This window comes from Natrinema pallidum, from assembly GCF_005890195.1.
Classification (GTDB): Archaea; Halobacteriota; Halobacteria; order Halobacteriales; family Natrialbaceae; genus Natrinema; species Natrinema pallidum.
The window spans coordinates 114846-127500 of sequence record NZ_CP040637.1; the positions used below are offsets into that span (position 1 = coordinate 114846).

Genomic DNA, 12655 nt, shown 5'->3' on the forward strand with positions numbered 1-12655 from the left:
ACGTCTCGGGTGGCTCTAGCACCCGGGGCATTTCAGCGCATGCCCCCCGCGACTGTTCTGGAGACGATAGCTTCCATCAGGAACTATTACCTATAGTGACTTATATCTAGTGGCGACCGACTGGAACGATCCGCCCTCGGGCACGGATCGGGCAGCGAGCGGGAGTCGCCGAGCCACGGGTCGGGGCGATACCGGATTCCTCCCATTCGGGAAGCGAGCGGGAGAGCGGGCGGACCCGGCGGTGCCACGAGCCCCGTAGTTCGGAACGCCTCCCCCGTCCTACTCGGTCGGGCCGCCGCCGCTGTCCGATCGCCGACCGCTTTCGAATCCGTCGTTTCGGACGGCGAACGCATCGGTTTTTTAAGGGCAATTGCAATAGCCGATTCTCCCGATGACCAACACATGGACCCAGCACTCATTCAGGGGTTCCTCGAGTCGCTCCGGATCGGTCTCGGATTCCTCTGGACGGCGGCGTGGGCGATCATCATGGGACTGACGATCACCAGCCTCGTACAGGTGTACGTCTCGAAGGAGCGGATGGCGCGCGTTCTCGGGGAGAGCGACGTCTCGAGTCTCGCGACGGCGACGGCGTTCGGCGCGGCCAGCAGCGGCTGTAGTTTCGGTGCCGTCGCCATCGGGAAGGGGCTGTTCACGAAGGGCGCGCACGCGGTGAACGTCCTCGCGTTCATGTTCGCCTCGACGAACCTCATCGTCGAACTCGGCCTGATGATCCTGCTCTTGCTGGGCTGGGAGTTCCTCGTCGCGGAACTGTTCGGCGGCCTCGTCCTCATCGCGGTCATGGCGATCATCGTCCGGCTGACGCTCCCGGAGCCGCTGTTCGACGAGGTCCGCACGGAACTCGAGCGCGCGGAGCGGGAGAGCGGCGGGATGACGGACCCGACCTGCGGCATGGAGGGGTCGGACGAGCACACGATCGTGACCGACGGCGGCGAGACGCTGCGGTTCTGCTCCGAGGGCTGTCTGGAAACCTACCGGCAGCAGACGGCCAGCGGCGGCACGTGGTACGACGACCTCCGCTCGTGGGGCGGCTGGTACAGGATCGCGAACCAGTACCGGAAGGAGTGGTCGATGATTTGGACGGACATCGTTGCGGGGTTTCTCGTCTCGGGGTTCGTCATCGTGTTCGTTCCCCAGTCGGTCTGGAACGCGCTGTTCCTCGGGGGCGACGGCTTGCTCGTGACCGCCGAGAACGCGGTCATGGGCGTCACGATCGCCGTCGTCAGCTTCGTCGGGAGCATGGGCAACGTCCCGTTCGCGGTCGCCCTCTGGGGCGGCGGGATCAGCTTCGCCGGCGTCATCGCGTTCGTCTACGCCGATCTCATCACGGTTCCGGTGTTGAACGTCTACCGGAAGTACTACGGCTGGTCGGTCATGCTGTACATCCTCGGCGTCTTTTTCGTGACGATGGCGTTTACCGGCTTTCTCATGGAACTGCTGTTCGACGCGCTCGGCATCGTTCCGAACCTGGCCGGCGGCGAGACGGCGACCGAGCAGCGGTACTTCGAGGTGAACTACACCTTTTATCTCAACCTCGTCGCCGTTGCCCTCTCCGGGTTCCTCCTGTACGTGTACCGTCGCGGGCTCGGTGCTCCCGGACAGTACCGTGATCCGGTCTGTGGGATGCGAACCGACGACGACGGCCCGAGCGCCGCACACGATGGCGAGACCTACTACTTCTGTTCGACTACCTGCAAGCGGGCGTTCGAGGACGCGCCGACCGACTTCGCGGCACACCCGCCGCGGGTGTCAGACGACGGGTCGTCACACGACCACCACTGACACCGCTGTCAGTCGCCGAAAAACGAGTTCCCCGTCGGGTTCCGGCATCGGTACCGGACGACGGGCGGTTGCAAGCGGCCGTCCGCGGCTCGCGCTCGAGTTACGCGGACGCGTCGTAGCCGGCCTCGTCGACCGCGCTGACGAGTGCCTGCGGGTCCGCGTCCCCTTCGACTGTGGCTCGGCCCGCCTCGCGGTCGACTGCGACCGATTCGACGCCCGATACCGCTTCGATCGCCTCCTCGACGGTTTGTTCGCAGTGCTCACAGGACATGCCTTCGACAGTGATCGTCCGGCTCATACGCAGCTTTACGGGCGGCTGTTCTTTGTACGTTACTGCTTTCGATGCGAGTACAACACCGGGGCCGACTTTGGGTTCCAAAGCAGTCACCGTCACGTTCTTTGATCGTCGGCTACGACGGGGAACTATGCGCGATCTCGACGAAACGGACCTGGAAATCCTGCGACTGCTGGGCGACGACGCACGGCGACCCTACAGCGATATCGCCGAGGCGGTCGATCTCTCCGGACCGGCGGTCTCAGACCGCGTCGAGCGTCTCGAGCAGGCGGGCGTCATCAACCGATTCACGGTCGACGTCGATCAGTCACAGCTTCGGGCGGGGATTCCCGTGTTCGTGCGGGCGACCGTTCCGGCGGGCGACGTGGACGGCTGTCGGGCGGCGATCGCGGACGCCGACGCCGTCGAGCACCTGTTCGTTACCGCCGACGGCGAGCTCTGGTTCTATGCCCGCGCGCAGGTCCAGCGGGTTCACGAGTGGCTCGAGGGGCTGCTCCCCGACGCGGACGGCGTCGAGTACGATGTCACGCTGATCGACGACGCCGAATGGACGCCGTCGCTCGACGGGACGCAGTTCGCGCTCACCTGCGCGGAGTGTGGCAACACCGTCGACAGCGAGGGCGAATCGACCCGCATCGACGGGGACGTGTACCACTTCTGCTGTTCGTCCTGTCAGGGTCGGTTCGAAGAGCGATACGATCGGCTCGAGGAGGGCATCTGAGTTTTGATTCCAAGGAACCGATCCCGTCTGACTTTGAGTTTCGACTAGTAAAGGGGGTAAGACGGGAGTCCCTACTAGCTGTTAATGAGCACTCGGACGACACACTTGGATATTCGGGGTATGAGCTGTGCGAACTGTTCGCAGACGATCAGCGATGCCCTGGACTCCCTCGACGGCGTTCATGCGGCGAGCGTGAACTTCGCCACGGACGAGGGGACCGTCGAGTACGACCCTGACGAAGTATCGCTCGCCGAAATCTACGAGACGATCGACGAGGCCGGCTACGAGGCGGACCGTGCGAGCCGCTCGATCGGGATCACGGACATGAGCTGTGCGAACTGCGCCGAGACCAACGAGACGGCTCTCGAGTCCGTCCCCGGCGTCATCGACGCGGAGGTCAACTACGCGACCGACGAGGCGACCGTCGCGTACAACCCGGCCGACGCCTCGCTCGAGTCACTCTACGAGGCCATCGAATCGGCCGGTTATACCCCCGTCCGCGACGAGGGCGGTGACGACGAGACGTCCGATCAGGACCGCCGCGATGCGGCCCGACAGGCGGAGATTCGCAAACAGCTCCGGCTGACGGTCTTCGGCGCGGTGCTTTCCGCCCCGTTCCTGTTCTTCCTCGCCGATAAGTTCCTGCTCGGCGGGACGTACGTTCCCGAGACGGTCTTGGGGGTCTCGTTCGGCTGGGTCGAGTTCCTGCTCGCGACGCCGGTCTACGTCCTGCTGGGGCGGGAGTTCCTCGTCAATTCCTACACGGCCCTCGTGCGGAACCGAACCGCCAACATGGACGTGCTGATCGCGCTCGGGTCCTCGACGGCGTACTTCTACAGTCTCGTCGTCCTGCTCGGTCTGCTGGCGGGGAACCTCTACTTCGACACCGCCGCGATGATCCTCGTGTTCATCACGCTGGGCAACTATCTCGAGGCCCGTTCGAAGGGCCAGGCCGGCGAGGCCTTGCGGAAACTGCTCGAGATGGAGGCCGAGACGGCCACGCTGGTCGACGAGGAAGGCACCGAGGAGGAGGTTCCGCTCGAGGACGTCACGGTCGGCGACCGGATGAAGGTCCGGCCCGGCGAAAAGGTCCCGACTGACGGCGTCGTCGTGGACGGCCAGTCGGCGGTCGACGAATCGATGGTCACCGGCGAGTCCGTCCCGGTCGAAACGGGCGAGGGCGACGAGGTGATCGGCTCGACGATCAACGAGAACGGCGTGTTGATCGTCGAGGCGACGAAGGTCGGCGAGGACACGGCCCTGCAGGGGATCGTCCAGACCGTCAAGGAGGCTCAATCGCGCCAGCCGGAGATCCAGAACCTCGCGGACCGCATCTCGGCGTACTTCGTCCCCGCGGTCATCCTCAACGCGATCTTCTGGGGGCTGGTCTGGTTCCTGTTCCCCACGACGCTCGCCGGCGTCGTCGACGCCGTACCGGTACTGGATCTGGTCGGCGGCGGCCCGGACGCGCTCTCGACGTTCGAGTTCGCGATCGTCGTCTTCGCCTCCGCGGTCCTGATCGCCTGTCCCTGCGCGCTGGGGCTGGCGACTCCCGCCGCGACGATGGTCGGCTCCACGCTGGGCGCACAGAACGGCGTCCTGTTCAAGGGTGGTGATATCTTGGAACGGGCTCGAGACGTCGACACCGTCGTTTTCGACAAGACCGGGACGCTGACCACCGGCGAGATGACGCTAACCGACGTGGTCGCACTCGAGGGGCGCGACACCGATGCGGTGGCGGCCGACGGAGGGACACTGGCGACGCGCCCTGACCTCGATGAGGACGCCGTCCTCCGCCTCGCCGCCAGCGCCGAGCGCAACAGCGAGCACCCGCTCGCGCAGGCCATCGTCGACGGTGCCGCGGAACGCGGCCTCGAACTGGCCGATCCCGAGGACTTCGAGAACGTCCCCGGACAGGGCGTCCGGACGACCGTCGAGGGCCGCGAGGTACTGGTCGGCAACCGGCGGCTGCTCGAGGGGCGGGGTGTCGATCCCGCGCCGGCAGCCGCCGAGATGGAACGCTTGGAGCGCGAGGGCAAGACGGCGATGCTGGTCGCGGTTGACGGCGCGGTGGCGGGCGTGGTCGCGGACGCCGATACCGTCAAGGACAGTTCCGCGGACGCGGTCGCGGCCCTGCGCGAGCGCGGCCTCGACGTCATGCTGATTACCGGCGACAACGAGCGGACGGCCCGCGCCGTCGCCGAGCGCGTGGGGATCGACCCCGACAACGTCCGCGCGGGGGTCCTCCCCGAGGACAAGGCCGACGCCCTCGAGGACGTCCAGTCGACGGGTCGCAAGGCGATGATGGTCGGCGACGGGGTCAACGACGCGCCCGCGCTGGCGGTCGCCCACGTCGGCTGTGCAATCGGCTCCGGGACTGACGTGGCCATCGAGGCCGCGGACGTGACCCTGATGCGCGACGACCCGCTCGACGTGGTGAAGGCGATCCGGATCTCCGAGGCCACGCTGGCGAAGATCAAGCAGAACCTCGTCTGGGCGCTGGGGTACAACACCGCGATGATCCCGCTGGCCTCGCTGGGACTGCTCCAGCCCGTCCTCGCGGCCGGCGCGATGGCGCTGTCGTCGGTGTCGGTCCTCTCGAACAGCCTGCTGTTCCGTCGGTACACGCCGGATCGCGACTACGAACTGCTCGGTCGGCTCCGGCGCTGACCGGCACCCAAGCGGCCGTCAGCGCGTCGCCCCACTCGAAACGCAGTCCGATACGTTCGGACCCTCGATCCCGGAACGAGGGCGCGCTCGAGGCGACCTCACGGCGTCGTCGATCAGTCGTCCGCGGCGTTCGCGTCGGGCGCACCGGTTCCGTTCCCGTCGCTTCCACCGTCGCCGCCGTTGCCGCGGTTCTCGTCCGCGTCGTCCGCGTCGATGTCGCGGATCTCGACGTCGTCACCCGTTCCGCTCTCGCTGATCACCGGTTTGAGGACGTACTTGCCGCTCTTGCCGGCCTTGTGGGGTGCGATGTCGTAGACGAAGTCGACCCGCTCGTCGGTGGCGACGGTGAAAGCCGTGTGTAACTGGAGCTCGTTGCTCGGCAGTTTCACCCTCGTCGTGCTCCCGTCCGTCAAGACGCCCTCGGTGTCGCTGACGTAGATGAAGACCGTCTCGTAGTCGCCCGCCGGAAGCTCGAATTCGTCGATCAGCGACGCGTTCGCGCCTTTCAGTTCGGTGAGATCGACCGTCCGGTCGTCGACATCGTGCTCGATCCAGCGTTCGTCGGTCGCGCCGTCATCGTCTTTCCCGTCCGTCTCGTTCCCTTCGCCCGTTTCGTTCTCCGCCTCGCCGTCGGACACGGTCCCCTCGGTGCCGTCGGCATCGCCATCTTCGTCTGTCGTCTCGTCAGTCGTTTCGTTCGACGACTCGTTCTCGGCGTCCCTGTCGGTCCCGTTCGAGTCACCGTCGCTTCCGTCGCCGGTCTTCTTGAAGCCGACCTTCGTGATCGTCACGTTGAGGTGTTCGAAGTCGTCGATCACGTTCGGTTCGTCGCTGACGTAGAACGCGGCCGTTCCCGTGTCCCCGTCGGCGTCGATCGTGGACGAATCGTCGGTCGTCGCGTCGTTCTGCGGTTCCCCACCCATTCCACCGGCACAGCCGGCGACGGCGACGAGGGCTGCCACGAGTACCAGTTGGACTGTCCGTCTGTTCATATCCGCCGACAGTCATCCGGGAGGGAAAAAGGGGCCCGACGCTTGGGTCCGTTTACGATCGTTCATCCGTGGCTGAACTGGCCGAAACGGTGCGCTTGCGTCGGCGGAGCGTCGGTCAGACGGTCGCTCCCATTTCCTCAAGCCGCTCGGCGAAGAGAGTCTCGAGGAGGACGGGCGTGACGAAGGCCTCGACGAGGGCGGCCACGACCAGTAGCAGCCAGCCGGCGAGGACGAGGAGTCCGGTCCGGTAGAGGTAGGGTTTCGGAAAGATCGCATCGCGGGTGCCGCGAACCCGCTGGCCGATCCGATAGAGGAGTCGGAAGCCGATGCCGGCGGCGATAAACAGCGCCGGAAGTTCGAAGATTCCGTGGGGAAGCAGCCCCACGAGGATGTAATCGAGACCGACATCCCTGGTGACGTATGCACCGACGTTCCCGATGATGATCCCGTTGAACAGCATCGCCCAGGCCGTCACGAGGCCGAGGCTCAACGCGCCGACGATCGAGAGCAGGAACGCGCGGCTGTTGTTCACGAGTAAAAAGCGTGCCAGATCGAACCCACCGCCGTCGACGTCCGGAAACAGCGGTTCCCCGACCAGTTCCTGGATGATCTCGAGCAGGTTGTAGCCCGCGAGCATGAGGAGGACGCCGATGACGATCCCGACCGCGAACAGGCCGGCGGCGAACCCGACGTATCGGCGGTGCTCGTTCCAGGCGTCCGTGAGCGCCTCGCCCGGCGGATACCCGCCGGTGGGGCGCGTGCCGTCGCGCTGCGATCCTGATTCCATATCGACACGTCTTCGAAAGAAGCCATAAACCCGGCGACTCGTCTCGGGACGCCCGTCGGCGTATCGACAGTATAAGGCGGCCCGAGGAGAACTCCGAGCTAATGACGACGCTTGCGATCACCGATGGGCGTGTGCTCCGGCCCGACCTGACGGTGACGGCCGCGGACGTACTGATCGATCAGGACAGCGGCGAAATCCGCGAGATCGGTCCCGATCTCGCGAGCGAGGCCGACGACACGCTCGACGCCGCGAACTCGCTCGTCACGCCGGGGTTCGTCAACGGCCACTGTCACGTCGCTATGACGCTCCTGCGCGGGTACGCCGACGACAAGCCCCTCGAGACGTGGCTCCGTGAGGATATCTGGCCCGCCGAGGGGGAGCTGACGGCTGCGGACATCCGCGCCGGTGCCGAGTTGGGCCTGCTCGAACTGATCAAATCGGGCGTCACTGGGTTCGCTGACATGTACTTCCAGGTCCCCGAAGTCGCCGCTGCGGTCGAAACTGCCGGGCTCCGGGCCCGGCTCGGACACGGTATCGTCACCGTCGGCAAGGACGGCGAGACCGCTCGTGAGGACGCAGCGACGGGCCTCGAGATCGCCCGCGAGTACGACGGCGCGGCCGACGGGCGGATTTCGACGGCGTTTATGCCCCACTCGCTGACGACCGTCGGCAGCGAGTACCTGACGGAATTCGTTCCCAAAGCGCGGGAGGCGGGCGTTCCGATCCACTACCACGCCAACGAGACCGCGGACGAGGTCGCGCCGATCGTCGACGAGCACGGGGTCCGGCCGCTCGAGTACGCCGCCGATCGCGGCCTCCTCGAGCCCGAGGACTTCGTCGCACACGGCGTTCACGTCGACGAGACCGAGATCGAACTCCTCGCCGAGGTCGGTACCGGTGTGATTCACTGTCCGGCCTCGAACATGAAACTCGCCAGCGGGATGGCACCGGTCGAGCGGCTGCGCGAGGCGGGCGTCACTGTCGGACTCGGTACCGACGGCGCGGCCTCGAACAACGATCTCTCCATGCTCGACGAGGCTCGCGACGCGGCCATGCTGGGCAAACTCGCCGCCGACGACGCCAGCGCAGTGCCCGCGGAGGCGGTCGTCGAGATGATGACGCGGGGCAGCGCCGACGCCATCGGCTTCGAGTCCGGACGGCTCGAGGTGGGTGCGCCGGCCGATCTCGCGGTGATCGACCTCGAGCAACCCCACTTGACGCCGCCACACGACCTCGTGAGTCACCTCGCCTATGCGGTCGCAGCGGCCGACGTTCGCCACACCGTTTGCGACGGCCGCGTGCTCATGCGCGACCGCGAGGTCCTGACGCTCGAGGCCACGGCGGTCCGAGAGCGGGCGCTCGAGGCGGCGGAAGCGGTGGTCGAGCGGGCCGACGCGTAGTCGATCCGGCCGGTTCGACGAGCGAGACGAGTGCTGAGATAAACACTCAGATCAGTTTATAAACACTCAAAACGATTTTCGAAGCGTTGTTTCGGTGTGCAAACGACGAGAACGTCCGTGGGGGTTTATTCAGGAATCAGGGAATGTTCCGCTCGGATGAAGCACCACCGACTACTCACGATGGCACTGGTCGCCATGATGGCCCTGTCCGTGATCGCACCGCTGGGAACGGCGGCAGCGCAGACGGGCGATGGCGTCCCCGAGATGGACGACGATGGCGAGCACCTCCTCGTCACGGCCGACGCGAACGAAACGGACGATACTCTCGACGACAACGAGACCGAGGACGACCTTGACGACAACGAGACCGAGGACGACCTCGACGACAACGAGACCGAGGACGACCTCGACGACAACGAGACCGAGGACGACCTCGACGACAACGAGACTGAGGACGACCTCGACGACAACGAGACTGAGGACGACCTCGACGACAACGAGACTGAGGACGACCTCGACGACAACGAGACCGAGGACGACCTCGACGACAACGAGACTGAGGGCAACGAAACCGATGTCTCGAACTTCGGTTCGCTCGTCTCGGAGTTCGCCGAGAACGCCGACAACGAGTCCGACGGCCCGAACGGTCTCTCCGTCGCGAGCTTCGTCGTTGCGAACAACCCGGGTAACGCGCCCGACCACGCTGGTCCGCCGGCCCATGCCGGTCCGCCAAGCGATGATGACGGCGACGACGAAGCCGAGGACGACGATGACGAACGAGGACCGCCCGAACATGCCGGCCCATCGAGCGATGACGAACGGGGTCCACCCGAGCATGCTGGACAGTCCGGCGACGACGCGGACGATACCGACGACAGCGACGCTGATGCCGACGATGCCGACGACAGCGACGCTGATGCCGACGATGCCGACGACAGCGATGACGATGCCGACGATGCCGACGACAGCGATGACGATGCCGATGACAGCGACGACGACACGGATGATTCCGACGATGACGACGATGACGATGATGGCGACGACACTAGCGGAAACGGCGGCGGTCCGCCGTCTCACGCCGGACCGAAGTAACGGCGACCGCACCTGATCCGGACCGACCGGATTCGATCCGCGTCCGAGAGACGCCGCTCGACGATACTGGGTTGTCAGAGGCACGATCTTCGGCGGCGTCGGAACACGGTCGCGCGCGGTGGTCGGTGAGCCGACCGATGCCCGTACCAGCGACCGGCGCGGATTCGACTCTTCTCCAGTTGCCCCACTTTCGCTCTCGCCGTGACGAGAACGCTTCGGTAGCGTTTTTGCCCCGCTCGCACTCAGTCAACCCATGACCGAGACCGAGTACCCACCGATCAGCGAGCAACTGGACGACCTCGAGTCCGCTCGCGAGGAGGGACGCCGGAAGATGGACTGGGCCGCCCAACATATGCCGATCCTCGAGCACGTTCGCGAGGAGTTCGTCGCGGAGCAGCCCTTCGAGGGCGAGCGGATCGGCATGGCGATGCACGTCGAGGCCAAGACGGCGATGCTCGTCGAGACGCTGGCGGAGGGCGGTGCGGAGGTCGCCGTCACCGGCTGTAACCCGCTCTCGACCCACGACGACGTATCGGCGGCGCTCGACACCCACGAGAACATCACCAGCTACGCCAAACGCGGCGTCGACGACGACGAGTACTACGCCGCGATCGAGGCCGTCATCGCCCACGAACCGACGATCACCGTCGACGACGGGATGGACCTCGTCGCCGCCATCCACGAGGACTACCCCGAACTGATCGACGGCATCATCGGCGGCGCGGAGGAGACCACGACGGGCGTCCACCGCCTCCGTGCGATGGACGACGACGGCGCGCTCGAGTATCCCGTCTTCGCGGTCAACGACACCCCGATGAAGCGGCTGTTCGATAACGTCCACGGCACCGGCGAGTCCTCGCTGGCGTCGATCGCCATGACCACGAACCTCTCGTGGGCCGGCAAGAACGTCGTCGTCTCGGGCTACGGCTACTGCGGCAAAGGTGTCGCGAAGAAAGCCGCCGGACAGAACGCCAACGTCATCGTCACCGAGGTCGAGCCTCGTCGCGCCCTCGAGGCCCACATGGAGGGCTACGAGGTCATGCCGATGGCCGAGGCCGCCGAGGTCGGCGACGTCTTCCTGACGACGACCGGCAACCGCGACGTCATCGTCGAGGAACACTTCGAGAAGATGGGAGACGGCGTCCTGCTGGCCAACGCCGGCCACTTCGACATCGAAATCGACCTCGACGCGCTCGACGACCTCGCGGTCGACCGCTACGAGGCCCGCGACGGCGTCGAGGCCTACGAACTGGACGACGGTCGCACGCTGAACGTGATCGCCGAGGGCCGCCTGGTCAACCTCGCCGCGCCCGTCTCGCTGGGCCACCCCGTCGAGGTCATGGACCAGTCGTTCGGTATCCAGGCCGTCTGTGTGCGCGAGATGCTCGAGAACGGCGAGGAGTACGACGCCGGCGTCTACGACGTCCCCGACGACCTCGACAGGGAGATCGCCGAGATCAAACTCGAGGCCGAGGGCGTCGACTTCGATTCGCTGACCGACACGCAGCGCGAGTACATGGACGCCTGGGACCACGGCACGTAAGCGCTCACGCCGGTCGTCCCGTCGAATCGCTCCCGGAACTGGTTCACTTCCCGGAGCCGTCGCTCCCGTCGGCTTCCTCGATCACGAACACGAGGCTCCCGTCCTCGAGTCCGCCGAGGCGAACCCGTACCGCGAACGTCGTTCCTGTTTTTCGCCGGCCGGCACAGCTGCCGGTCCACCGCCATCCCTCCGCAACGGTCGGAATCGCGGTCGATTCGAGATGGCAGACGGCGTCGTCGGTGAACAGGGCCTGCCAGGAGGTGCCAGGGATGGCGTCGTGCTCGTAGCCGAACTGCATGGCGAAGGCGCGGCTCGCGAACTGGATCTCGCCGGCGTCGACGATGGCGATGGCGTCCCCGGCGAACTCGATGCTCGCAAGCGACCGTCGCGAGAGGGTGGTCAGTCGATGGCGCTCGAGGAGGTCGTGGACGCGGTCGGCGAGCCGCGTGCGCGTCTCGTCCCGTTCGATCACGGCGGTCCAGTCGTACGACCGGACCGTCTCCGCGAGGGCAGGCGTTCGCTCGGCCGCGAGGACGACGATCGGCAGGTCCGGCATGGTGGACCTGACCGTCTCGAGGTGGGTGTCCAGCGTTTCGGTGGCTGTCTCGGCCTCCCCTGCTGTGTCCGCACTCCCCGCCGCTCGTGGCAGTGAGACGATGAGGCAGTCGATGTCGTCGGTCTCGAGTTCCGTGATGGCGTCCGCGAGCGTGGCGGCTGTTTCGACGATGGTTTCGGTCCCCTCGTCGGTGAACGCCCGTTCGACGCGGTCCCGGACCGTCTCCCCGCCGACGACCAGGACGGTCACCCGCGTCGGTCGCGTTCGAACGGTCGGCTCCGCTGGGATTGTGGTTGGAACTACCATGGAGACCACCGTCGATCGGTCTCCGATCGGGCGTCCCGTCGCCGCTCGTCCCGACGTGAGCGGACGAACGGTCGTCGCTCGTCGCTCTCAGTGGTCATCGTGACGGGCTGATGTCGCTGCCACTGTCGTAGGTCCTCCCATCGATCGTGACGGTCCCGTCGCTTCGAACCGCAACAAGTACGCCGTGGTACTCGAACTCGACGCTGACATCCGCGGTCGAGCCGGACTGGAAGAGTTGATCGAGCGCCTCGGGATCGACGACGTTGTACAGCGGCTCGAGTTCGTGTGCATCGGTGTTGGTCGCGTCCGCGAGCGCCTCGACGACGCGCAGGCTGATCGAATCACTGTGGTAATCGAGTGTAGTACCGGTCATCTTGCTCGAAGGAACGTCAGCGACCGGTATCGGCTTGCCCGTTATACACGTTATTTCGCGTCGAGGGCGACACTACGTGTATAGTGTCGCGATGCGCCACGGGGATCGAACTGTCCAGAT

General features: G+C 66.0%; 11 protein-coding genes. 6 read left to right on the plus strand and 5 right to left on the minus strand.

All coding sequences use genetic code 11. The features are described from left to right. Positions 1–402: 402 nt before the first annotated feature. Positions 403–1800: a permease gene (locus FGF80_RS00600; protein WP_138651576.1), complete on the plus strand. Its 1398-nt coding sequence runs from the start codon at positions 403–405 to the stop codon at positions 1798–1800. Positions 1801–1900: 100 nt separating this feature from the next. On the opposite strand, the gene FGF80_RS00605 is transcribed toward FGF80_RS00600, so the two are convergent. Next, positions 1901–2098, minus strand: a complete 198-nt coding sequence (locus FGF80_RS00605) for a CopZ family metallochaperone (protein WP_006185120.1) — start codon at positions 2096–2098, stop codon at positions 1901–1903. 127 nt (positions 2099–2225) lie between these two features. Here FGF80_RS00605 and FGF80_RS00610 point away from each other — a divergent pair, with 127 nt between their 5' ends. Both FGF80_RS00610 and FGF80_RS00615 read left to right on the plus strand, forming a co-directional pair. Next, on the plus strand, positions 2226–2816 hold the full coding sequence (locus FGF80_RS00610) for a winged helix-turn-helix transcriptional regulator (protein ID WP_006185121.1): 591 nt from the start codon (positions 2226–2228) through the stop codon (positions 2814–2816). 84 nt (positions 2817–2900) lie between these two features. Then, complete coding sequence (locus FGF80_RS00615) at positions 2901–5486, plus strand: heavy metal translocating P-type ATPase (protein WP_138651578.1); 2586 nt, start codon at positions 2901–2903, stop codon at positions 5484–5486. 113 nt (positions 5487–5599) lie between these two features. Here the strand turns inward: FGF80_RS00615 and FGF80_RS00620 are convergent, their stop codons facing one another. Both FGF80_RS00620 and FGF80_RS00625 read right to left on the minus strand, forming a co-directional pair. Continuing rightward, positions 5600–6478, minus strand: coding sequence for a DUF4382 domain-containing protein (locus FGF80_RS00620; protein ID WP_138651580.1), 879 nt, complete (start codon positions 6476–6478; stop codon positions 5600–5602). 115 nt (positions 6479–6593) lie between these two features. Continuing rightward, positions 6594–7265, minus strand: coding sequence for a stage II sporulation protein M (locus FGF80_RS00625; RefSeq protein ID WP_138651582.1), 672 nt, complete (start codon positions 7263–7265; stop codon positions 6594–6596). A 101-nt stretch (positions 7266–7366) separates the two neighbouring features. Here FGF80_RS00625 and FGF80_RS00630 point away from each other — a divergent pair, with 101 nt between their 5' ends. The 3 genes from FGF80_RS00630 (at position 7367) to FGF80_RS00640 (ending at position 11300) form a co-directional block, all read left to right on the plus strand. Continuing rightward, positions 7367–8665, plus strand: coding sequence for an amidohydrolase (locus FGF80_RS00630; protein WP_138651584.1), 1299 nt, complete (start codon positions 7367–7369; stop codon positions 8663–8665). Positions 8666–8821: 156 nt separating this feature from the next. Beyond that, a complete protein-coding gene (locus FGF80_RS00635) occupies positions 8822–9757 on the plus strand; it encodes a hypothetical protein (RefSeq protein WP_138651586.1) in 936 nt (311 codons plus the stop codon). A 253-nt stretch (positions 9758–10010) separates the two neighbouring features. Beyond that, positions 10011–11300, plus strand: a complete 1290-nt coding sequence (locus FGF80_RS00640; RefSeq protein WP_006185126.1) for an adenosylhomocysteinase — start codon at positions 10011–10013, stop codon at positions 11298–11300. A 43-nt stretch (positions 11301–11343) separates the two neighbouring features. On the opposite strand, the gene FGF80_RS00645 is transcribed toward FGF80_RS00640, so the two are convergent. Together FGF80_RS00645 and FGF80_RS00650 are read right to left on the minus strand one after the other, a co-directional pair. Beyond that, a complete protein-coding gene (locus tag FGF80_RS00645; protein ID WP_138651588.1) occupies positions 11344–12162 on the minus strand; it encodes a PAS domain S-box protein in 819 nt (272 codons plus the stop codon). A 94-nt stretch (positions 12163–12256) separates the two neighbouring features. Beyond that, the gene (locus FGF80_RS00650; protein WP_006185128.1) at positions 12257–12535 is read right to left on the minus strand and encodes a HalOD1 output domain-containing protein; all 279 of its coding nucleotides are present in this window, start codon (positions 12533–12535) and stop codon (positions 12257–12259) included. Between the last annotated feature and the right edge of the window lie 120 nt (positions 12536–12655).